At 44.3% G+C, this 23668-nt stretch carries 20 protein-coding genes and 1 tRNA gene; 13 read left to right on the forward strand and 8 right to left on the reverse strand.

Features of this window, described 5'->3' with window-relative positions:
- Positions 1–107: 107 nt before the first annotated feature.
- The 4 genes from R7F07_RS22215 (at position 108) to R7F07_RS22230 (ending at position 2474) form a co-directional block, all read left to right on the forward strand.
- Positions 108–184: transfer RNA gene (locus tag R7F07_RS22215), tRNA-Trp, on the forward strand.
- A 476-nt stretch (positions 185–660) separates the two neighbouring features.
- Complete coding sequence (locus R7F07_RS22220) at positions 661–993, forward strand: DUF1904 domain-containing protein (RefSeq protein WP_104975873.1); 333 nt, start codon at positions 661–663, stop codon at positions 991–993.
- A 12-nt stretch (positions 994–1005) separates the two neighbouring features.
- The gene (gene mepA, locus R7F07_RS22225) at positions 1006–1842 is read left to right on the forward strand and encodes a penicillin-insensitive murein endopeptidase (protein WP_005381766.1); all 837 of its coding nucleotides are present in this window, start codon (positions 1006–1008) and stop codon (positions 1840–1842) included.
- A 323-nt stretch (positions 1843–2165) separates the two neighbouring features.
- The gene (locus tag R7F07_RS22230) at positions 2166–2474 is read left to right on the forward strand and encodes a hypothetical protein (protein ID WP_005381765.1); all 309 of its coding nucleotides are present in this window, start codon (positions 2166–2168) and stop codon (positions 2472–2474) included.
- 42 nt (positions 2475–2516) lie between these two features.
- Here the strand turns inward: R7F07_RS22230 and R7F07_RS22235 are convergent, their stop codons facing one another.
- From R7F07_RS22235 to rdgC, 3 genes are all read right to left on the reverse strand, one after another.
- The gene (locus tag R7F07_RS22235; protein WP_005381763.1) at positions 2517–2771 is read right to left on the reverse strand and encodes a YfhL family 4Fe-4S dicluster ferredoxin; all 255 of its coding nucleotides are present in this window, start codon (positions 2769–2771) and stop codon (positions 2517–2519) included.
- A gap of 2 nt (positions 2772–2773) precedes the next feature.
- Entirely contained in the window at positions 2774–4174 is a 1401-nt protein-coding gene (yegQ, locus tag R7F07_RS22240) for a tRNA 5-hydroxyuridine modification protein YegQ (RefSeq protein ID WP_005381754.1), read from the reverse strand.
- A 165-nt stretch (positions 4175–4339) separates the two neighbouring features.
- On the reverse strand, positions 4340–5254 hold the full coding sequence (rdgC, locus tag R7F07_RS22245) for a recombination-associated protein RdgC (RefSeq protein WP_171342987.1): 915 nt from the start codon (positions 5252–5254) through the stop codon (positions 4340–4342).
- A gap of 224 nt (positions 5255–5478) precedes the next feature.
- Here rdgC and phoB point away from each other — a divergent pair, with 224 nt between their 5' ends.
- From phoB to R7F07_RS22260, 3 genes are read left to right on the forward strand one after another with little or no spacing between them, the layout of a single operon-like run.
- On the forward strand, positions 5479–6168 hold the full coding sequence (gene phoB, locus R7F07_RS22250) for a phosphate regulon transcriptional regulator PhoB (RefSeq protein ID WP_005381752.1): 690 nt from the start codon (positions 5479–5481) through the stop codon (positions 6166–6168).
- Positions 6169–6208: 40 nt separating this feature from the next.
- Positions 6209–7507 carry a phosphate regulon sensor histidine kinase PhoR gene (gene phoR / locus R7F07_RS22255; protein WP_005383667.1) on the forward strand — a complete coding sequence of 433 codons (1299 nt, stop codon included), beginning with the start codon at positions 6209–6211 and terminating at the stop codon, positions 7505–7507.
- Entirely contained in the window at positions 7507–8466 is a 960-nt protein-coding gene (locus R7F07_RS22260) for a PstS family phosphate ABC transporter substrate-binding protein (protein ID WP_054579024.1), read from the forward strand. The genes phoR and R7F07_RS22260 overlap by 1 nt, the downstream gene beginning before the upstream one ends.
- A 34-nt stretch (positions 8467–8500) precedes the next feature.
- Here R7F07_RS22260 and ppx read toward each other — a convergent pair whose 3' ends face one another.
- Together ppx and ppk1 are read right to left on the reverse strand one after the other, a co-directional pair.
- Entirely contained in the window at positions 8501–10006 is a 1506-nt protein-coding gene (gene ppx, locus R7F07_RS22265) for an exopolyphosphatase (protein ID WP_171342988.1), read from the reverse strand.
- Complete coding sequence (ppk1, locus tag R7F07_RS22270; RefSeq protein WP_171342989.1) at positions 9990–12080, reverse strand: polyphosphate kinase 1; 2091 nt, start codon at positions 12078–12080, stop codon at positions 9990–9992. Before ppk1 ends, ppx begins: the two co-directional genes overlap by 17 nt.
- A gap of 207 nt (positions 12081–12287) precedes the next feature.
- On the opposite strand from ppk1, the gene R7F07_RS22275 reads away from it, so the two are divergent.
- Genes R7F07_RS22275 through phoU form a run of 4 tightly spaced genes read left to right on the forward strand, consistent with a single transcriptional unit; the run spans position 12288 to position 17746 of the window.
- Positions 12288–14492: an ABC transporter permease subunit gene (locus R7F07_RS22275; RefSeq protein ID WP_171342990.1), complete on the forward strand. Its 2205-nt coding sequence runs from the start codon at positions 12288–12290 to the stop codon at positions 14490–14492.
- 30 nt (positions 14493–14522) lie between these two features.
- Positions 14523–16196, forward strand: a complete 1674-nt coding sequence (gene pstA, locus R7F07_RS22280; protein WP_318110560.1) for a phosphate ABC transporter permease PstA — start codon at positions 14523–14525, stop codon at positions 16194–16196.
- A gap of 2 nt (positions 16197–16198) precedes the next feature.
- Entirely contained in the window at positions 16199–17017 is an 819-nt protein-coding gene (gene pstB, locus R7F07_RS22285; RefSeq protein WP_005381745.1) for a phosphate ABC transporter ATP-binding protein PstB, read from the forward strand.
- Between the two features lie 30 nt (positions 17018–17047).
- Entirely contained in the window at positions 17048–17746 is a 699-nt protein-coding gene (gene phoU, locus R7F07_RS22290; RefSeq protein WP_005381744.1) for a phosphate signaling complex protein PhoU, read from the forward strand.
- A 62-nt stretch (positions 17747–17808) separates the two neighbouring features.
- Here the strand turns inward: phoU and ppk2 are convergent, their stop codons facing one another.
- From ppk2 to R7F07_RS22305, 3 genes are all read right to left on the reverse strand, one after another.
- The gene (ppk2, locus tag R7F07_RS22295; protein WP_005381743.1) at positions 17809–18585 is read right to left on the reverse strand and encodes a polyphosphate kinase 2; all 777 of its coding nucleotides are present in this window, start codon (positions 18583–18585) and stop codon (positions 17809–17811) included.
- Between the two features lie 70 nt (positions 18586–18655).
- Entirely contained in the window at positions 18656–19399 is a 744-nt protein-coding gene (locus R7F07_RS22300; protein ID WP_086026665.1) for a copper homeostasis protein CutC, read from the reverse strand.
- A 283-nt stretch (positions 19400–19682) separates the two neighbouring features.
- Positions 19683–20294, reverse strand: coding sequence for a peroxiredoxin C (locus R7F07_RS22305; protein WP_005381738.1), 612 nt, complete (start codon positions 20292–20294; stop codon positions 19683–19685).
- Positions 20295–20493: 199 nt separating this feature from the next.
- On the opposite strand from R7F07_RS22305, the gene R7F07_RS22310 reads away from it, so the two are divergent.
- Together R7F07_RS22310 and aceB are read left to right on the forward strand one after the other, a co-directional pair.
- Complete coding sequence (locus R7F07_RS22310; protein ID WP_005383681.1) at positions 20494–21399, forward strand: hydrogen peroxide-inducible genes activator; 906 nt, start codon at positions 20494–20496, stop codon at positions 21397–21399.
- A gap of 606 nt (positions 21400–22005) precedes the next feature.
- Positions 22006–23634, forward strand: a complete 1629-nt coding sequence (aceB, locus tag R7F07_RS22315) for a malate synthase A (RefSeq protein ID WP_017820561.1) — start codon at positions 22006–22008, stop codon at positions 23632–23634.
- Positions 23635–23668 lie beyond the last annotated feature (34 nt).

The following is a 23668-nucleotide window of genomic DNA, read 5'->3' on the forward strand; positions in this document are numbered from 1 at the left end:
GGTAGTTCAGTTGGTTAGAATACCGGCCTGTCACGCCGGGGGTCGCGGGTTCGAGTCCCGTCCACTCCGCCACTTATTTGAGCGTCGTCTCAATAAACACGAATTACAGGGGTGTAGCTCCAATTGGCAGAGCAGCGGATTCCAAATCCGCGTGTTGGGAGTTCGAATCTCTCCACCCCTGCCATACTCTAAAGCCTCAGCAGTAATGCTGGGGCTTTTTTGCATCTGAAGAAAAGAGAAGCTGACTAGTTGGAAGAGTTGTCGATTCCTCTGATACCAAAGTATCGGGGGGATTGAAAGCTCATATCTCCGGGATATTGGTCCACTTCACCTATCCCCCATGTTCATAAGCTCTGGCTTAGGTCAGGGGCTCTTTTATTCCTAACGTATAGTTTCGACGTCAGGTGTATGTTTATCCAACGAATATGGCATACCTTTGCTTCAGATAGTTTTATTTTCTAGTAATGTAATTATTAAATGTTGATGTATCGCTTTGCTCTTTCTGTTTTACCTTCGAATTTTCATAACGCTTTTTCTTCGTTATCGAGCACATCTGATTCACAATCTATTGAAAGGTCAGTGGTTACATTGGCTTGGATGATTACTGACTTGGTTCCTGTTATCATCATGCATTGATGCTAATAATTAGGAAGTAAGTTTATGCCACATTTTCGATTCCGTGCTGTAGAGCCACAAGCTGTTCAGGCATTATCAAAACCCCTTACGGATGAACTTCAGCCTCTAATGGACTGTCCGCGTGAGGATTTTACTTTTGAGTATATCTACACTACGTTTTTCAATGAGGGTGAGGTGAGTGCTGCATATCCTTTTGTCGAAGTGCTTTGGTTCGACCGTGGCCAGGTAGTGCAAGATGAAGTTGCCAAGCTTATTACGCAACAAGTGCGCGCTATCGCTGGTGCCGATATTGATGTTGCAGTTATCTTTTCCGCCTTATCTCCTAAAGCTTATTACGATAATGGCGAACACTACTAAAGGTTAAAGGCTATGAGGCTGAGTTTCATTGTAACTTTGGGTTTATGTTTCTCAGCTTCAGTATGTTCTACTCCTTGGGAGTCTGCGGTTAATCCTACCCGAAACTCTTCCTCCTCTATTGGTAGTTATGCTAACGGTTGTTTAGATGGTGCATTACCCTTGCCTCTCGATGGCGTTGGTTATCAAGTCTTACGTAGTAAAACGAAGCGCTACTATGGGCACCCTAAAACGATAGAGTTTATTGAAAATCTGGCGCTTAAAGCTCATCAAAATCTCAACACCACTCTGTTGATTGGTGATTTGTCTTTACCTAGAGGTGGAAGGTTCTCCTCTGGTCATTCTAGTCATCAAACCGGGTTAGATATCGATATCTGGTTAAGGCTTGCTGACCAACCGCTTTCTTATAACGAATTACAACTTCCTAAGCCCATGAGTGTGGTGGATTTAAAAGGTTATTCCATACTTAATCATCGCTGGGAAGAACGGCACTTTAAGCTAATTCGGTACGCTTCAAAAAGTAAGGATGTTGCACGAATTTTTGTACATCCTGTTATTAAGGAGCAACTTTGCTTGCAAGAAAACGGCAAAGATCGTTCTTGGTTACGTAAAGTACGTCCATGGTGGGGGCATCATTACCACTTTCACGTCAGGTTATCTTGTCCTGATTCGAGCGACTATTGTGTTGATCAAGCACCACCTCCAGTAGGTGATGGTTGCGGTGCTGAGCTTGCAAGTTGGGCCCCGAAAGCAAAACCTACTGATACCCCTCAACGGGTAAAAACAACCTCTAAGCCCAAACGAAAAAAAGTCGTTCCACCTCAATGCTTGCCGCTTATCAATCCTAATTAGTGTTACTCTTCAGGTTTATCTGTACTTGGTGATCTCTTTTATGAAACTGGAGAAACATCATACTTTTGTCTACATTGAATAGTACCAATACAAAAACTAACCCAATTAGTTTTGGGGACATATTATAGAAATCTAAATTAAACAAAGAGTTGTAGTATGGGTAAGTTGTAACTTCTCTGTTTAGAAAAAGATCTTTCGTCACGATACTCTGGTTTCTTAGCAATATGTCTGTCAGTTGGCTAAAAAGCGATAACAACGCAGACAAGTGTGTAAGGCAGGGATATGCCCTTTTCCTGTTAGAAGAGTAAATCAAGGACAAAACCATGACTATGATTTGTGCAAAAGAATTTGCAGAGTGGTTAAGACACAGATTTAGCAGTGATACTAAAGGAGTCTCTTTGACTCGAGAGGATGTGAATCACCTGACTGGGCGTCAACGCCTTGATCCGGGTTTTGTTAATGATGTGCATTATGAGCTGATGCAATATGGGATGGCTTTCGTTACTGATACGAGCCGAGAAAACTTTTATTTAATACCTGTTTCTCAAGCGGAGAATTGGCGTGAGAGACTAGAGTATCATTTTGAAAAAGAGCTATTCTGCAATATTATCCCTATTGAAAAATCAGGTTGAGAAAAGGTTCAACTTTGATGTCAAAGTTGAACCTAATTGCTCTTATGCTAACCCTTGAATAATCACGAATTTTTCAAGCAACTGCTCTTCAGTTTCGACATGGTTCGGATCAGTGATTATGCATTTTGTAATTGGACACACTGACTGACAGGTCGGCTTTTCGTAATGCCCCTTACACTCTGTACATAGCGCTGGATCAATTTCGAAAATGCTCTCTCCCATACTGATTGCCCCATTGGGGCATTCGGGATCACACATGTCGCAGTTAATGCATTTATCAGTAATGAGCAAGGCCATGGTTACTTACCAGTCGGGTTACGGGTGTCCTGCCCTGAGTTTAGATTACGCATTAATAGGCCATATTCTAAATCTAGCTCTGCTGGTACTGGAATGAATACAAAGTGACCGTTTCCTTTCGCGTCTTCAATAGACTCTGATTTGCGGTTTTCCATTGCCTCTAGCGTGAAAACAATATTGCCTTTTGGCGTCATCAGTTCAAGGCTATCACCGACAAGAAACTTATTTTTTACTTCTACTTCAGCCATGTCACCACGACGTTTGCCAGTGAATTCACCAACAAACTGTTGAGCATCAGAGACTGAGTAACCGTAATCGTAGTTTTGGTAAGTATCGTGTGTATGACGGCGTAGGAAGCCTTCAGTGTAGCCACGGTGAGCTAGGCTTTCTAGTGTACCCATTAGGCTTTCATCGAATGGTCGACCTGCTACAGCATCATCAATCGCTTTACGATAAACTTGAGCGGTACGTGCGCAGTAGTAGAACGATTTAGTACGACCTTCAATTTTCAATGAGTGAACACCCATCTTAGTTAAGCGTTCAACGTGCTGAACCGCTCGTAGGTCTTTAGAGTTCATGATGTAAGTACCATGCTCATCTTCGTAAGCCGCCATTTTTTCTTCTGGACGGTGCGCTTCAGAAAGCAGAACGACTTCATCTGTTGGTTTGCCGCGACCAATTGTGGTTTCAGGGCGCTCGTCTTGTACTTCGACAGGCTGTGCTTCAGTCGGGTCGAATTTCTCTACGATGTCACCAGCGTCGTTTTCTTTACCCTCTTCAACTTTGTATTCCCAGCGGCATGCGTTAGTGCAAGTGCCTTGGTTAGGGTCACGTTTGTTGATATAGCCAGAAAGTAGGCAACGACCTGAGTAAGCCATGCATAATGCACCGTGAACGAATACTTCAAGCTCAGTTTCAGGGCAATGCTCACGAATTTCTTCGATTTCTTCTAGAGACAGCTCGCGAGAAACGATCACACGTTCCACGCCATTCGCTGCCCAGAACTTAACGGTCGCCCAGTTTACAGCGTTTGCTTGTACAGAAAGGTGAATTGGCATTTCTGGGAAAGCTTCACGAACCATCATAATTAGGCCTGGATCTGACATGATCAATGCGTCAGGACCCATCTCTACGATTGGCTTAAGATCACGGATGAACGTTTTTAGCTTCGAGTTATGTGGTTGAATGTTACATACCACATAAAGCTTTTTGCCTAGGGCGTGGGCTTCATCGATACCGATTTTTAGGTTCTCGTGGTTAAACTCGTTGTTACGTACGCGAAGGCTGTAGCGAGGTTGGCCAGCGTAAACTGCATCTGCCCCGTAGGCGAATGCGTAACGCATGTTTTTCAGGCTGCCCGCTGGAGATAGTAGCTCAGGCACGAATGCTTTCTCAGTTGTCATTGCTCAATTCTCTTTTATCTGATCACAAGTCAGGCCAATTCCACCTAATGGAAATGGGGCGCAAATTTTACGTCAAAATGTGAACTGTGACTAGGGTAATTGTGCTTCAGATAGAAAAACGCCCTCAAAAAAAGTGAGGGCGTTATGGTTAACCTTTATACAATATTATGCGTTAGGATTCGCTAAGCCGCCTAGCGCATCGTATAAGTTGGGAAGGAAAGCACTGAACTCTCCACACATTAGAGAGAAGTCTGCATCAAATCGAGCTGCTTGATCTTCACGTGGAATATCATCGTTTTGATCTTTCAATTCATCAGAGAATTTTAGACGTTTGATGCCTGCATCTTCCGTCATAATGAACTCAATACGATCTTGCCAATTAAGCGCAAGTTTTGTCACGACTTTATCCGCAGCGATGTGGTTGCGGATTTCATCAGTGGTTAGCTCTTGCTTCTTACAGCGAATCACACCACCTTCTTCAAGTACGGATTTTAGCTCAGCTTCGTCCATCATGCTGATACCTTGAGGTGTGTCACCGCTTTTCACCCACTCGGTTAGCGTAGTTTCAATCGCCACTTCTGGAATAGCAGGAACAACAGGTAAACTACCCATGGTTTTACGAAGCAATGCTAATACATCTTCTGCTTTTTTATAGCTGCTTGCATCAACAAGGATAAAACCTTCTTTTGGCATGATGAGCACGTGAGTGTGGCTGCTGCGGCTGAATGCGCGCGGCAGTAAATCCATTACGATGTCATCTTTCAGGTTGTCTTTCTCTTTCTTCTTCAGAGGACGACCTTCTTGCGCTTCCATTGCTTCTACTTTTGCATTCAATGATTCTTTGATCACAGAGGCAGGTAGCATTTTCTCTTCTTTCTTGGCGCAAATCAGAATGCGGTTTTCTGACACGTGAGTCATCATATCGCCATGTCTACCCATTGCACTGACCCAGCCAAATTTCTGTTTGTCTTGACTGCCACACGGGGTGAATCGGAATTCAGACAGCTGAGTTTCTAGTTGTTCGGCGTTAAAAGTAACCTCGCGGTTAACGCGGTATACCAGACAGTTTTTAAACCACATAAATCTTCTCTAGGCTTGATGACAAGGGACTAATCATAGGGAATTTTTGTGCTGATGTCTTAATAGAAATGAAAAATATCCGAATGAACCTCAAAAGAAAGTTATATGAAAATTTGTTTTCAAAGGTCACAAAAGTGTCATAATTGGTAGTGATAATGCTTATGCATAGAGAGGCGCTTTGTCTCTTAAATTCATTAGCTCAACGAACATAAGGTTACTCAATTATGTCTAGAAGGATTCTGGTTGTTGAAGACGAAGCTCCTATTCGCGAAATGCTGTGCTTCGTACTTGAGCAGAAAGGTTACCAAGCGGTAGAAGCGGAAGATTACGATACTGCAGTAACCAAACTGGCTGAACCCTTCCCTGATTTAGTTTTACTGGATTGGATGTTACCAGGCGGTAGTGGCATTAACTTCATCAAACATATGAAGCGAGAGGAATTAACGCGCAACATTCCAGTTGTGATGCTTACCGCTCGTGGTGAAGAAGAAGATAAAGTGCGTGGTTTAGAAGTTGGTGCGGATGACTACATTACTAAGCCATTCTCTCCTAAAGAGTTGGTTGCACGCTTAAAAGCGGTCATTCGTCGCGTTACTCCGACTGCACTAGAAGATGTAATTGATGTACAGGGATTGAAGCTTGACCCTGTATCGCACCGTGTTACGGCTAATGATGCGCCATTAGACATGGGCCCTACAGAATTTAAGATGCTTCATTTTTTCATGACGCATCAAGAACGCGTATACAGCCGTGAGCAGCTATTAAACAATGTTTGGGGCACCAACGTGTATGTCGAAGACCGTACAGTCGATGTTCACATTCGCCGCCTGCGTAAAGCATTGGAAGCTGCAGGGCATGATAAGCTGATCCAAACTGTTCGTGGTGCTGGATACCGCTTCTCGACGAAGGCATAAATTAACACGCAGCTTATCGGTACCATTTCTGGAGTTATGAGTGGTTGAAAGATTAACGTGGAAAAAGCTGGCCTGGGAGCTGGCTTTTTTTTACACCCCATGGGTGATAGTAGGTTGGATATTCGGTTATATGCCGTGGTTGCTTTTGGCTGCTACGGCATTGCAGCTTGTGTGGCATTTGCATAACCAAGTACGTTTATCTTCTTGGTTATGGGATGAAAAACGCCTCACGCCACCATCTGGTAGCGGTAATTGGGAATCTTTGTTCAATGGGTTGTATCGCTTACAACAGCGCCAACGCCGCAAACGAAAAGAGCTTACTAATCTTATTCGTCGATTCCGAAATGGTGCAGAATCGCTACCCGATGCGGTAGTGGTATTCCGTGCTGAAGGCAATATTGTTTGGTGCAACAAGCTGGCTCAGCACTTACTGGGCTTCCATTGGCCAGAAGATTCAGGTCAACCTATCTCCAATCTCATTCGTACACCTGATTTTATCAAGTACCTCAACAAGAAAGACTTCTCAGAGCCATTAGAAATGCGTTCACCACTCAATGTCGAACGCATGCTAGAACTACGTATCGTACCGTATACCGAAGGTGAACATTTGATGGTAGTGCGTGATGTGAGCCAATTAAAACAACTTGAGGGAATGCGTCGCAACTTCTTTGCCAACGTATCTCATGAACTGCGTACACCAATGACGGTGCTACAAGGTTATTTGGAGATGACTGAAGACCCTGATATGGTCGTGGGTCCAATGTGGAGCAAAGCTCATGGTGTCATGACGGAGCAGCTCAACCGCATGAACAGTTTGGTGAACCAACTACTGACACTATCTAAAATTGAAGCGGCACCTATGCATGAACTTGAGGAAGTCGTGAATGTGCCTGCGATGCTTGAAGTGTTAGAAAAAGAGGCAGTTAGCCTTAGTGGGGACAATCAACATAAATTGAAATTTGATGTTGATGCTAGCCTACGCGTACTGGGCGATGATGACCAGTTACGTAGTGCTATCTCTAACCTCGTTTATAATGCTGTCAAATACACACCGCCTGGCGCGAACATTAATGTTCGTTGGTTCCAGACCTCTCAAGGCGCATGCTTAGAGGTGGAGGATAGTGGTGATGGTATAGAGCCTCAGCACCTCCATCGACTTACTGAGCGTTTTTATCGCGTCGATAAAGCAAGATCACGCGATACCGGAGGGAGTGGGTTAGGGTTGGCTATTGTGAAACATGCGCTGAGCCACCATGATTCTCATTTGGAAATTCACAGTGAAGTGGGCGTGGGCAGTAAGTTTTCTTTTGTATTGCCTGAACGTTTGGTGGTGAAATAATGGCATTAAGAGTCGCAAAAGTGTTCAGTCTCCTGGCTCTTGCTTGTTCCGGTATGGCTATCGCTCAAGATAAACCATTGCCGAATTATCATAAAACGACTGGGATTGTCGGGAATTTGCTCTCTGTTGGATCCGATACACTTGCAGGCATGACAACACTTTGGGTGGAAGAGTTTAAATCCATTTACCCGAATATTAATGCGCAAGTCCAAGCGTCTGGCTCTTCCACTGCTCCCCCAGCATTGACCGAACAAACAGCTCAGTTTGGTCCCATGAGCCGTCCTATGCGTTTAAGAGAGGTTGAAGCGTTTGAACGTGAACATGGTTACAAGCCAACGGCGCTTAGGGTAGCCATCGATGCTATCGGTATTTTTGTCCATCAAGACAATCCAATTCAAGGGCTCAACTTTAGTCAGTTAGATGCTTTGTTTTCTGCAACTCTGCGCTGTGGTGAAAGTCAATTTGTCACAAACTGGCAGCAACTCGGTCTTGAATCACAGTGGGCAAAGCGAAACGTACAGTTGTTTGGTCGTAACTCCGTTTCTGGAACTTATGGTTACTTCAAAAGCAATGCCTTGTGTGGCGGCGATTTCAAGACTCGAGTTAACGAGCAGCCAGGCTCCGCGTCAGTTGTGCAAGCTGTAGCGTCAACCATCAGTGGAATTGGTTATTCCGGTGTCGGTTATCGAGTGGCAGGCGTGCGCTTAGTCCCTGTGGCTAAAATGGGAAATGACTACGTGACTCCAACGCGAGAACATATTGTTAGTGGTAAGTACCCACTATCACGTTACTTATATGTTTACGTGAATAAGCACCCTGATTACCCATTAACACCAATTGAAGCTGAGTTTATTCGCTTTATCTTTTCTGCTCAGGGACAAGCGTTGGTTGAGAAAGATGGTTATGTGCCCATTACGGCAGACTTTGCAGAAGAAGAGTTAAAAAAAGTCGGCCTGTAAGCCGACTTTTTATTTAGGTATGGACTGTACGAGATCAGAAAGTGAGTGTCCACTTCGCGCTGTCCCAACGTTCTTGTTCTTCCTGTAAATCCGCGTGAAGTAATTTATTGTTTTCTAGCCATGCTTCATCTGTGCATGTGAGAATCCATTCGTCATTTTTGATAGATAAGGTGATATCAGGCAATGGATCTTCATTACGCTGCCCATTTAATACGATAGAAAGTCGTAATATTTTGATGAGGCTTATAACGTCACTCTGTTTATAGAGGTTGAAATCTGGTAGTTCTTGCAATTTGAGCGCTTTACGCTGGAAGCGAGCTAATGTTGCAAGCACTAATTGCTGCTCACGGTTGAAGCCTTGTAGGGTGGAGTGCAACAGAATATAAAAAGAGTGGCGATGGAAACTACGCAAGTTGATACTTAATCCGACTTCATGAAGCAACGCTGCCCATTCTAGTAAGTCAAATAACTCACTCTTTTTCTTAATGCCTAGTTCAGAGCGTACCTGACATAACATCTCACGTGCATGCCCCTTAACACGAGCGGCATGCTCTAAGTCGACTCGGTGCTTGTTGGCTAAATTTTCTGTGGTGCGCATGCGAATATCGGAGCGTGCGAAACGTTCTTCCATTTCGTACAACAGGCCTTCGCGTAGAGCACCATCGGAGAAAAACATTTGCTCAATGCGAAGCGCTTTGAAAATCGCGGACAAAATCGCTACGCCTGCTGCGAATACGGGTTTACGTTCTTCTGTTAGACCAGTCAGTTCAATATCTTCAATTGAATCAAATTTACACAGAGTTTCGATAAGTGTATCCAGTCGATTCGCTGTGATCAGGCCATCTTCAAAACCTAATCCTACTAGCACTTCTTGAATCGCTTTGATGGTTCCTGATGAGCCGAGAGCAATATCCCAGCCCTTTTTACGATATGTTGAAGCGATGGACTCGAGTTTTTGTTCGGCAGCTAACATCGCCTTGCTGAAGTTTTTTCCTGACAGTTTGCCGTTTTTAAAGTATTGCTCTGTAAAACTGACGCATCCCATCTGTTTACTGTTGAGAAGTTCAGGCTCAAATTCTTGTCCAATAATCATCTCGGTACTGCCGCCTCCGATATCGATGACTAGTTTGGAGTTGGATTCTACTTGAGTGTGCGCGACGCCTAAGTAAATCAGGCGGGCTTCTTCTTCTCCAGGGATAATTTCTATTGGGAAAGGCATCACTTCTTTCGCACGCTCGATGAAAAGGTGGGCATTTTTAGCGCGTCTTAGTGTGTGTGTGGCGGCGATACGTACATTTGACTCATCAAGCCCTTGCAGCCTCTCAGCGAACATGGCTAAGCATTCTAGCGCACGCTCCATTGCGGCGTGACTTAAGTTCAATTCACTGTCGAGTCCTGATGCTAAGCGAACACGTTGTTTATGACGACTAACCAGTTGTAGGTCACTGCCGACAACTTTGGCCACCACCATATGGAAACTGTTTGAGCCGAGGTCTATCGCGGCAATGTAGCGAGTATCTTGTTCAAGTATTTGAGACATCTGAATTTTGTTTTCTAGTTTGCTTTTCTATATTTTTAAGATAGTCATAGATAGCGATTTGAGAGCGAACTTTTTTGCGATTACCTCGTGGTACGTAAGCGTTACTCATTTCTTTATCTATCAAACGAGCCTTTACTGTATCGGTAAAATGGATATTCGTTATATCAATAATTCTCTGTTTCAAACGTGGATCACGGACTGGTACTGCTACCTCGATACGGTGATCAATATTTCTTGTCATCCAGTCTGCGGAGGAGATATAAACTTGCGGATCGCCATCATTGTGGGTGATCACCACGCGAGGGTGCTCAAGAAAGCGGTCAACAATACTGATGATGCGAATATTGTCGCTGATCCCCTCAATGCCCGGTACTAATGAGCACATACCTCGAATGATCATGTTTATTTTTACACCGGAAGTACTTGCTCCATAAAGCTTATTGACGATGCCTTTATCGACTAGGTTATTGACCTTGATCGTAAGAGCGGCTTTTTTCCCTAGCTTGGCATTCGCAATTTCATTATCAATTAAGCGGTAGATTTGGGTTCGAGAATTACGAGGAGATACCATAAGGTGATTGAACTTCACTGGTCGGTATGGATTCTCAATGTAACCGAAGACATTACGGACTTCATTAGTGATTTCTTGATCTGCCGTAAGCAGGGAGAAGTCGGTATAAATTCGTGCCGTCTTCTCATGGAAGTTGCCTGTGCCGATGTGTGCGTAGCGAATAATTTCTTCACCTTCGCGGCGGCTAATCATCAGTAGCTTTGAGTGAATCTTAAGACCAGGCGCACCAAAGATGACGTGCACACCCGCTTCGGTTAATACTTTTGACCATTCGATATTGGCTTCTTCATCAAAGCGAGCTTGCAGTTCGACGACCACAGTGACATTTTTGCCGTTGTGCACTGCATCAATTAAAGAGTTCATCAAGCGAGAATCTTTCGCGACGCGATAAATGTTAATCTTGATACTAAGTACTTTGGGATCGAAGGAGGCTTGGCGCACTAACTCACTAATGTGGTCAAAAGTGTGGTAGGGATAATAGAGCAGAATATCTTTCGCTTTAATCGCGTCAAAGCTGTTGGCATAACCTTCGAAATCGGCACATTTCATTGGCGGGAGAGGTTTATTTTCAAGATATTCTCGTCCAACATTTGGAAACCCGATGAAGTCTTTAAAGTTGTGATAGCGTCCGCCGGGGATAAGATTATCGTAGTTAGAGATATTAAGTTTGTTACACAGAAACTCTAACATTTGAGGCGGCATATCGCGTTCGTAGACGAAGCGAACGGGCTTTGCTGTCAGTCGCTGATTGACACCCTCTGACATTTGTTCAAGCAAGCTGTACTCGATTTCATTGCGTAAATCGTATTCAGCGTCACGCGTCATTTTCATCGCATAGCCGCTAAGCTCATCATAATCAAAAAAGCCTTTGAACAGCTCGTCCAAACAGTGGCGGATAATATTATCAAGTAAGATGATGGTTTTTCGACGCTTTCCTTTCTGTTCTGGTACCATCACAAAGCGGGGAAGGTGATCGGTCGGAATTTCGATCAGAGCGTACTGGTAATGTTCTTCTTTACGCAGTTCTACGGCGATGTAAGCGTACTCGTCTTTGAGAAATTGCAGAACATCGATCTCGTCTTTCATTAGGAGGGGAGTGATATGCGGCATTACCTCTCTACGGAAGTATTTCGCGATCCACTTTTGTTGCGATTCATCCAGTTGTTGCTCGTTGACCAAGAAAATGCGACGTCGCGCCATTTCTCGAATCAACTCGCTGTAAAGCTCATCAAATTGTTCGTTAAGCTTTAGTGCTTTCGACTGCATTTTGGTTAACAGTCGTTTAGGGCTATCACTGCCACCGCGCTCTTGGCTGATTAGGATTCTGCGCTTCACGTCCGCAAAGCGTACTTTGTAAAATTCATCTAAATTGTTGGAAAAGATCCCAAGAAAGCGAATACGTTCGATCAAAGGGACGGTTTTATCGGCAGCTTCTTGTAATACTCGTTCGTTGAAAGACAACCAACTCAGCTCTTTTTCTATATATAGTTTTTCTGCGCTCATAACCTTACCTAGCCAAAAGTGAAGTATTACGTACTCATCTTGGAAAAATGGATGAGTGAGAACATTATGAGATTTTCATTACAGATTTATTTCATACCACGCATTGCATAAGAGTTGTATTCTTTTCAGGTGTTTAATGTGATCTGTAATATAATTGTCATCTTAACGACATATTCTAGTACTAAGTCAAAAAAGGTAGAGATATAAATGGCACAAGCCGAGTTTTCATTGCAGGAAAAAGATAAGAAACGACTGATAAAAGATCGTTTAGTTCGACTTGCAGTGACATCCGGTGGTGTCGGCGTACTCGCGGCGCTTATTTTGATCTTTGTCTACCTCGCCATGGTGATCATTCCGCTTTTTTCTGATGCGGAGATCAAAACCAACCAAGCCATTCGAGCCACTCATATTGAAACACCACTTGCGATTTCAGTGGATGATTACGCTCAGCTCGCGTTCGTTCTAACCCAAAGTGGTGAGATTCAATATTTGTCGATGGACGATCCTACGAAACCTGCGGTGTATACACAGCAAATCGTCCAGAAACCCGTCGCTTTCTCTCAATCTGCTCCTGGGCTAGGTTGGTATGGATTTGTTGATGGGCAGGGTAAAGCGAACCTTTTCAAGCCAGAATTTAATGCTACATTGAGAGAAAATACACGTCCTCCGGAAGTGATTGAGCTAGACACCAGCATGGATCTGACACTAAGTACGCCTCAAGATCCTGTGACTCAGTTTGTATTTGCAGCTTCGACGCCCTTACCAACGATTGTTTGGCAGAAGCAAAGCGGTGAAGTGAAAGCTCGCTGGCAAGTGGCTTCGTCTTTGGGTACGCCTCCTACAACGATCGATTTTACGTTCTCTTCAGGCTTTAATACGCCTCAGCAAATGTTGTTGACACCTGACGGTGAAACGCTTTATTTGCGCGATGGCTCTGAGTTGATCGTGTTAAAGAAAACCGCACGTAAATTTGCTGTGCGAGAGGTGGTCGATCTCACTCAAGGTGATAAGAAGCATTCCGTTCGTACGATAGACTTATTGGCTGGTGCTTACTCGCTTTTGGTGACGCACAACGATGGTCGGGTGTCGCAATGGTTTGATACGCTGCAAGAAGAAAAACGCACGTTAACGCATATTCGTGATTTTAAATTGGCATCAGAGCTTAAGTATTTGTTGCCGGATTCTCATCGAAAAGGATTTTATAGCTTTTACACCAACGGCACGTTGCAAAGCCATTATACAACCAGTGAAAAACTGGTGTTGTTTAAGCGTGCGTACAATCAAGCGCCCGCAATCGCAGCAATGTCTAACAATGAACGCTACTTAATCACTTGGCAAAATAATGCGTTAAATGTTGCGGAAGTGGACAATGCCTATCCGGAAATTTCATTGTCTTCATTATGGCAAGATGTGTGGTACGAAGGGTATCCTGAGCCTGAATTTGTGTGGCAATCGACTTCGGCGAGCGATAACTTTGAGGCTAAGTTCAGCCTAGTACCTATTGCGTTTGGAACGATAAAAGCGGCGATGTTTGCGATGCTGTTTTCAGTACCGCTCGCAGTGCTAGGTGCTATTTATACGGCTTACTTTATGTCGCCACGCATGCGTCGTGTAGTAAAACCGTCGATTGAGCTAATGGAAGCACTGCCGACGGTGATCATTGGTTTCCTCGCGGGATTGTGGTTCGCGCCTATTGTCGAAGATCACCTGATTACGATCGTCGTTATGCTGTTTGTTTTGCCCTTGAGCACCATGATTATGGGCGGGCTATGGGCATTAATACCGCAACCTTTGCGGAATCGTCTGCCTAATGGTTGGCATGCTTTAGTGCTCATGCCTGTCATATTGGTACTGATTGGGCTTGGAGTGTGGATTTCGCCTACGATTGAGCAGACGTTCTTTGGTGGCGATATGCGCTTATTCTTAACCGAGCATGGTATTGGTTACGATCAACGCAATGCATTGGTGGTGGGGCTAGCGATGGGGTTTGCTGTTATCCCGACGATTTTTACCATTGCCGAAGATGCTATTTTCTCTGTACCGAAGCATTTATCGGATGGCTCTTTGGCATTAGGGGCCACGCCTTGGCAAACTTTAATCTATGTTGTCTTGCTTACTGCAAGCCCAGGTATTTTTTCTGCCATTATGATGGGCCTGGGACGCGCTGTTGGCGAAACCATGATTGTGTTAATGGCAACGGGCAATACGCCATTAATGGATTGGAATATTTTGGAAGGATTGCGCAGCCTGTCGGCGACCATCGCCGTTGAGTTGCCAGAGTCGGAAGTTGGAAGTTCGCATTATCGCCTGCTGTTCCTAGCTGCATTGATTTTGTTTGTGTTTACGTTTGCAGTAAACGCGCTTGCGGAGTGGGTTCGTCAGAGACTGAGAGATAAGTACCGTGCGTTGTAATAATGGTTTGAATAAAGAGCGAGTAATAACGTGTTAAATTGGATTCGTTCTGGCGCACCGTGGATATGGCTAACAGGCGGTGCAGTCAGCATCAGTTTGTTGTCGGTATTAGGGTTGTTACTCCTTATCGGCTGGAAAGGCCTGACTTACTTTTGGCCAGCGCCCTTGTATCAGTGGAATGTTGCAGCGCTGACTCCTGTACAAGGCGAAGTGCTACATGAAAATACTATTCTGATTGGTCAAGTGTATGAGCGCAGCTTTGTACCGAAGAGTTATTTGCCTGAAAGCGCAGCACAACAGTTAGAAGACGATGAAGATTTTGCCACGCGACTCAACATCAAAATCGCTAACCGAGAGTTGTATCCCGCCGATTTTATCTCCGTATTGCAAATGCAGTTGGATGAGCCCACGACGCCAAAAGAGTGGGCGGTGATAGAGCGCAGTAGCGGTGGTTATTTCTTTGGTAAGCTGGTGGCGTTTCAAGATGGCGATAATATATACACCAGTGATATTCAATCGATACTAAATAAAAAGCTTGATGATGCAGAAACTCTGCGCCATGAGATTGATTCTTTGGTGGTCGATCAGCTTAAAGAGCTTGGTTGGAAGCTAGAGCAGTTGCGATTAGAAAAGCGCAAGCATGAATTGAATGACACGCTGACAGAAAGCTTCTTAAAGGAAAATCAGACGAAAAAAGAGCAGATAGAAAAAGCGCTTGCGACGTTAGATTTGCAACTTGATGGTTTACGACTTCAGCTCTCTGACTATGCCTTGATTGCCGAGGATATGACGGGGTCACAAGTATCGATTCCGCTCGAAGATATTTTGGACTACTGGTATCCAAACCAAATGTCACTGCCTGATAAAGTCATGCATTGGGGAAAACAGGTTTGGAAGTTTTTATCTGAAGATCCAAGAGAGTCTAACTCCGAAGGAGGCGTGTTCCCTGCGATATTTGGTACGGTTTTCTTAGTACTCATCATGTCGATCATTGTGATGCCACTAGGGGTGATCGCCGCTATCTATCTACATGAATACGCTAAGAATAACGCTCTAACCAGAGTTATTCGTATTGCGGTTATAAACCTAGCGGGTGTTCCATCGATTGTTTATGGCGTGTTTGGTTTAGGCTTCTTCGTTTATACGATAGGTGCCTCTATCGACAACGTATTCTATGCGGAGAAGCTACCGGCACCAACCTTTGGTACGCCGGGTTTGTTATGGTCTGCACTAACTCTTGCCGTGCTGACGCTTCCAGTTGTGATTGTGACTACTGAAGAAGGTTTAACTCGTATTCCGAGCTCAGTACGACATGGTTCTCTGGCGCTTGGTGCAACTCAGTTCGAAACACTATGGCGTGTGGTTTTACCTATGGCGACGCCAGCTATTATCACAGGTTTGATCCTTGCGATTGCACGTGCAGCTGGCGAAGTAGCGCCACTGATGCTGGTGGGGGTCGTGAAATTGGCATCCAGTTTACCGGTTGACGGACAATTCCCTAATGTGCATTTGGATAGAAAGTTCATGCATTTAGGTTTTCACATTTACGATGTTGGCTTTCAAACCTCCAACATCGAAGCGGCGCGACCATTAGTTTATGCTACCTCTTTCTTACTCGTGACAGTGATTGTCGGGCTAAACTTAACAGCAATCAGTATTCGCAATAATTTACGAGAAAAATACAGAACGTTAGGACAAGATTAAGTATGTTTAATTTTGATAGTACATTAGGTTATGAGCCACCATTGGATGTTCATAATTTAACGGATGAACAAACAGCCATCTCAATCGAGAACCTTAATCTGTTCTATGGTCAAACTCAGGCGCTGCATGATATTTCGATGCGAATTCCCAAAGGGCGAGTCACCGCTTTTATCGGTCCTTCAGGGTGTGGAAAGTCGACGTTATTACGTTGCATCAATCGCATGAACGACTTAGTGGAAGGGTGTCGAGTCACAGGTAAAGTGCGTCTCCACGGCAAGAATGTTTATCATCCTAATGTCGATGTTGCGACACTTCGACGCCGAGTGGGGATGGTGTTTCAAAGACCCAATCCATTTCCTAAGTCTATTTATGAAAACGTAGTTTATGGCTTACGCTTACAAGGTGTAAAAAACAGCCGCAGTTTAGATGACGCAGTGGAGCGATCCTTGCGCTCGGCGGCGTTGTGGGATGAGGTAAAAGACCGCTTGCATGAGAACGCATTTGGCTTATCTGGTGGTCAGCAACAGCGCTTGGTCATTGCACGTGCGGTGGCGATTGAGCCGGAAGTCCTGTTATTGGACGAGCCAACATCAGCGTTGGATCCAATCTCAACTTTAACTATTGAAGAGCTTATCAATGAGCTGAAGACTCAATATACTGTCGTTATCGTTACCCATAATATGCAACAAGCGGCGCGAGTGAGTGATCATACTGCATTCATTCATATGGGTAAGTTAATTGAATACTCTGACGCGGATTCGATCTTCACTTCGCCAATGAAGAAACAGACCGAAGATTACATTACGGGTCGCTACGGTTAAGTCGCGACTCTATACGGAATAAGGAACATCATGCACTTTGGACGTCATATTTCAGGACAATTTAACGTAGAGCTAGAATCGATTCGTACTCATGTATTAACCATGGGGGGCTTGGTAGAACAGCAGCTTTCGTATGCTATTCAAGCCTTGCATAAAGAAGACATCGAACTGGCGCGTAAGGTTGTGCGTGACGATCATAAAGTGAATGCGATGGAAGTCTCGATCGATGACGCCTGTACACGCATTATTGCTAAGCGTCAGCCAACGGCAAAAGACTTGCGCTTAATTATGGCTATCATCAAAACGATCACTGATTTAGAACGTATCGGTGACGTGGCGACACGTATTGCTTACGTTGCCATTGAAAGCCCATCATCAAAAGAACGACAATTCCAAGTGTCGTTAGAGCCTCTCTGCCGTCAGGCAATTAATATGCTGCATCAGGTTTTAGACGCGTTTGCCCGTATGGATGTAGAAGCGGCAGCAGAGGTGCACAAACAAGATGACAAACTAGACGCCGAGTATGAAGCGGTGATTCGTCAGTTGATGACTTACATGATGGAAGATCCAAAAAATATCCCTAATATTCTGCAAGTGATGTGGTCTGCACGCGCGATTGAACGCGTGGGGGACCGCTGCCAGAACATCTGTGAATACATTATTTACTTTGTGAAAGGGAAAGATGTACGCCACCTAGGTGATCAAAGTATTGATGACGTACTGAAGTAACTGACTTCAACAAATAGACCAGCTTTTAGGCTGGCCTATTTATTAGAGAGAAGGAAAGCACGTTAATATTTATCAGGAACGAAGGTCTGATCATCAATGGGCGCTCTGACGTAACCTTCTTTATTGAGTTCAGGTAATTCGATGGGTGAGTACTCAAGTGCTTTGTAATCAATCTGGCTTAGTAAATGACTGATACAGTTCAAGCGCGCTTTCTTTTTGTCATCTGAAGGGACGACCCACCAAGGGCAGTTTTTCGTGTCTGTATAGGCAAACATCTTATCTTTTGCTTCCGAATACTCCGCCCAGCGATGACGTGACTCTAAATCCATTGGGCTGAATTTCCAACGTTTGATCGGCGTATTAATTCGACCTAGAAAACGTTTTTCCTGCTCTTCGTCTGAAACCGAAAACCAATACTTAATCAGAATAATCCCAGAGCGTTGCAACATTCTCTCGAATTCAGGGCAAGAGCGTAAAAACTCCTCGTATTCGTCTGGAGTACAGAACCCCATGACTTTTTCGACACCTGCTCGGTTATACCAACTTCGGTCAAATAAAACGATTTCACCAGCAGATGGTAAATGAGCGACGTAACGTTGGAAGTACCATTGCGTTTTTTCTTTTTCGGTCGGTGCAGGCAGAGCCACTACGCGACAAACACGCGGGTTTAGCTTTTCTGTAATTCGCTTTATCACTCCGCCTTTGCCCGCAGCATCACGGCCTTCAAACAGAACAACCACTTTTAACCCTTTGTGTTTGACCCACTCTTGAAGTTTTACGAGCTCAACTTGAAGGTTTTTGAGCTCCTTTTCGTATTCCTTTTTCTTCAATTTAGACATACACCTTTCCTCACTCCTTGATAAACAATATGTTAGCACTCAAAAGCTATGCGCGTGAGGTTACGGTGGTCTATTTGAGAGTTGCTACGACATCGGTTATGGCTTGTGTACTTGTGATGGGGATTAAAAAATCATCGACATCGGATGCGCCCATTTTGCTTTGTTCAGCAACAAAGGTCATTTGGCTAGGGCGTGTGGTTTTGCCTGACAGATGGATTTCAGGAACTTGAGTGTCTTCTACTAACGCACGTACGTTACTCGCATTAACGCCAGCCCCCGCCATGATTGCTATGCGTCCTTGGGCTTGCTTAACCAAAGCTCTAAGCACATCGATCCCTTGTGGTGCTGAAGGCGCAAGACCGGAGGTTAAAATACGTTCACAACCTAAGCTGATCACTTCTTCCAAAGTTTTTTCAGCGTCACGACACTGGTCAAAGGCACGATGGAAGGTCACGCCTAAGCCAAGCGCTTGAGCAAATTCACACAGCGCAGCCGCGTAAGGCATATGAATATCACCGTCTTGAGTGAGCACGCCGAACACGACACCGCTCAAGCCTGATTGGTGAGCCGCTTCAATATCCCAACGCATCATTTCGATCTCTTCTTCATTGTAGAAGAAGTCACCTTGGCGTGGGCGGATCATGGCATAAACTGGAACACTCGAAAGCTTAGCCGCTTGCTGCATAAAACCATAACTGGGTGTTAGTCCGCCTAAAGCCAAAGAGGAGCAAAGTTCAATCCGAGTGGCGCCGCCAGCAATGGCGTAGTGCAGAGATTCAATATTATCAATACAGACTTCTAGGTGAGTAACCACGTTCATTCATCCTGCTAACGTTACAAATAAGTGTTGTGGCTAAGATATTAACAGGGCCAGTAAGCAGAATCTGTATGGAGGAGATGATAAATAGAGGTAAAGTTTACGCTAAAGCGTTACCTCATTTTGGCGGTTTATCTGAAGGAAAAAGAAAGCCCAGAGCAGAGGCTCTGGGCTTTGATAGGACTTTACTTAGACTGATTGGCGTTTGCGGTTTTCCGCATTAGCTTATTGCTTTATATACATCCAACCATCACACCCGTTGAGCTAGGGTGAAGGTCTATTATTTTTTGCCTAGGTCAGCTGCGTGCTCAGATAGGAACGCTGCAACACCTTTTGGAGATGCGTCCATACCTGCTTTACCTTCTTCCCATTGTGCAGGACATACTTCGCCGTGCTTCTGGTGGAAGTTAAGAGCGTCAACCATGCGTAGCATTTCGTCGATGTTACGGCCTAGTGGTAGGTCGTTAACTACTTGGTGACGTACAACGCCTTCTTCGTCGATTAGGAAAGAACCACGGAAAGCAACGCCTGCTTCTGGGTGCTCAACGTCGTAAGCTTTACAGATTTCGTGCTTAACGTCAGCAACTAGTGGGTACTTAACTTGACCGATACCGCCATCTTCGATAGCAGTGTTACGCCATGCGTTGTGAGAGAACTGAGAATCGATAGAAACACCGATTACTTCAACACCTTTAGCTTGGAAGTCAGCTAGACGGTTGTCGAATGCGATTAGCTCAGATGGGCAAACGAAAGTGAAATCTAGTGGGTAGAAGAATACTACTGCTTTCTTACCTTTAGTGAACTCTGCAAAGTTGAAGTTTTCAACGATTTCACCGTTACCTAGAACAGCTGCTGCAGTAAAATCAGGGGCTTGACGACCTACTAGTACCATTTTTTTGCTCCTAAAAAGTATGGTTAGCTCCAAACCGAATTCAGTTGTGTCGGTTTGGTTCGTGTTTGTACGAGACAAACTATAGTACAGATTGTAGTATTGAAAAAAGCGAAATAAATAGATTGAGTTAATCGAAAAAAACGATAATAACAAAACTCTTAACTCGATCACTGGAACGGCGGTAGATACAAATACAATTATGAATAAATGGCCCAGTTTGAAGCAGTTACACTATTTAGTCACACTGCATGAAACAAGACATTTTAGTGACGCTGCAGAGCGTTGTTTTGTCAGTCAGTCGACTTTAAGTAAGGGTATTCAAAACTTAGAGGAATTGATAGGTTGTCCCTTATATGAAAAGAAAGATAAGAAAAGTCCACTGGTTTTTACCCAAACAGGAGAAATGGTAGTAAAGCAGGGGCGAGAGCTGTTAGCAAAAGGGCAAGATTTGGTCGAGCTTGGACGTATGTGCCAAGGCGACGATATGCAAGGCCAGCTAAAAGTAGGATGTATACCAACAATTGCTCCGTTTTTACTGTGTGATTTGGTACAAGAGGTGAACTACCGTTTTCCACAACTGAATCTTTTATTAAGAGAAGACACGACGACAAACTTACTTCAAGCGCTCAGACATGGTGAGCTGGATGTGCTTATTTTAGCGTTACCAGTCGAAATTGATGGGATGGAAAGCCGAGTAGTGGGTAAGGATCCGTTTCGAATGGTTATAAGCGCTAATCAAGCCCAATCGGTCCCTGTGCCGATTCGTTACGCGGATTTACCTGACGAATCCGTCTTTCTACTAGAGAAAGAACATTGCTTAACGGAACATGCGGTATCAGCGTGTAAATTAACAGACAAAGAAAAAATCAATCCGTTTACGGCAACCAGCCTCCATACACTGGTGCAAATGGTTGCGAATGGTTTGGGAACAACGTTCATTCCTCAAATGGCTATCGACCATGGCTTGCTGCATAACCAGAATTTAGTCGTGATCGATCCTCCTGGTAAACAAGCTTATCGCGAAATCGGCTTAGTTTGGCGTCCGAGCTCGTCAAGAACGAAAACATTTAATCAACTTGCAGAAGTCGTTTCAGAGCTGCTTTAGCTATTAGTATTAGCCCTTACTTCTCCATTATTTATCTAAAAGCGCACTGGAAACAGTGCGCTTTCTAGTATTTTATTCTGTTGGTAAACTTTGACTTGTAAAATTTTACAGCTCTTCTTTGATGAAGCTTTCATAAAATAGTGAAATTTCACAATGTTAATTTTACACAAAGCCCTGCATACCTTGTTTGACCCCTGTTTAAATCCATCTCTTCAGCCCTTGTGAATACAAGGTGTTTGTTTACCTGTCAATATTCATACGCTTGTTTGAAATGATAAAGCGACTTTAAATTTAATGTAATTTTATTACGTAATAACTTACAAAATAAGGCGCTTGATAGATGGTTTTTACCTTGCGGAATAAAACTTTGAATTTTCTGTTTTGTTTATATTGGGGGTTTCACTAAACCCTTTGTTGATATAGCTTATTTAAAGGCCGATACGACTTATGTCTAGATTGAAAATACACGTAGCATTACGCAATCTATCGGCATGGCTAGACGAGTTGAACACAAAGTTAAAGGATGTAATTTGTTGTTCATAACTTACAAATGTAGCTTTACGCTGACTGCCCAAGATTGATAAAGCACGTTAAGGATGAATAATTATGCTTGCTCAGACAGAACAAAAAACACAACAACTAAAGCAAACCCAAGGCATGCTTGAGGTGAATGGAGTCGTTGCTCCAGAACATCAAGCAATTTTCCCTGTTGAAGCCCAAACCTTTTTATCTCTACTGTGTGAAAAATTTGCCGGACGTGTTGAACAGTTGCTGGAAGCAAGAGAAGAGAAGCAAGCACGTATTGATGCTGGTGAGCTACCAGATTTTCTGCCAGAGACACAAGACATCCGTGAAGGAAGTTGGAAGATCCTAGGAATCCCACAAGATCTGCAAGATCGCCGTGTGGAGATTACCGGACCAACTGACCGCAAGATGGTGATTAACGCACTGAATGCGAATGTAAAAGTGTTCATGGCAGACTTCGAAGATTCAATGTCTCCTGCATGGAGTAAAGTGCTAGATGGTCAAATTAACTTGCGCGATGCTGTTAATGGCACCATCAGTTACACCAATCCTGGCAATGGCAAACATTATCAGCTGGAAGATGACCCAGCGGTGTTGATCTGCCGTGTTCGCGGCCTTCATTTAAAAGAAAAACACGTTACGTGGCACGGTCAGATCATTCCAGGTGCGCTATTCGATTTCGCTCTGTATTTCTATAACAACTACAAAGCGTTACTTCAAAAAGGCAGCGGCCCTTATTTCTACCTTCCAAAACTGCAATCGCATCACGAAGCGAAGTGGTGGAGCGAAGTGTTCCATTTCACGGAAGACTATTTCGGTTTGGATACAGGCACGATCAAAGCGACTGTGCTGATTGAAACCTTACCAGCGGTATTTGAAATGGACGAGATTCTGTTCTCGCTTAAAGAACACATCGTTGGTTTGAACTGTGGTCGCTGGGATTACATCTTTAGCTACATCAAAACATTGAAAAAACACTCAGACCGAGTACTGCCAGATCGCCAAGTGGTAACGATGGACAAGCCATTCTTAAACGCTTACTCGCGATTATTGGTACGTACTTGCCATAAACGAGGTGCTTTCGCGATGGGAGGAATGGCCGCATTTATCCCAGCTAAAGACCCGAAAGAGAATCAAAAAGTATTAGACAAGATCCAGACTGACAAATCGTTAGAAGCTAACAACGGCCACGACGGTACTTGGGTGGCTCATCCAGGTTTGGCTGACACTGCTATGGAAGTCTTTAGTGCTGTGCTGGGTGAACGCACCAACCAGTTGGATGTGAGCCGTGCAGAGGATGCGCCTATTACAGCAGCTGAACTGCTTGAGCCTTGTGAAGGCGAGCGCACTGAAGGCGGAATGCGCCACAATATTCGCGTTGCGCTGCAATACATCGAAGCTTGGATTTCTGGCAATGGTTGTGTGCCGATTTACGGACTGATGGAAGACGCAGCAACGGCAGAAATCTCACGCGCCTCTATCTGGCAATGGATTCAACACGGCAAGTCGCTAGACAACGGATTAAAGGTCACTAAAGAGCTGTTCGAGCTCTATCTCAAAGAGGAGATTGAAGTCGTGAAGCAAGAAATTGGCGAGCAGCGCTACCATGCGGGTCGATTTGAAGAAGCAGCAGACTTAATGGCAAGGCTCACGACGAGCGATGAACTGACCAACTTTTTGACAGTTCCTGGTTATGACTACCTGGATTAATAAAGAATAACTGTAACACCAATAACGTGAAGGA

The sequence above is a fragment of the Vibrio sp. YT-16 genome (assembly GCF_033337405.1).
Classification (GTDB): Bacteria; Pseudomonadota; Gammaproteobacteria; order Enterobacterales; family Vibrionaceae; genus Vibrio; species Vibrio alginolyticus.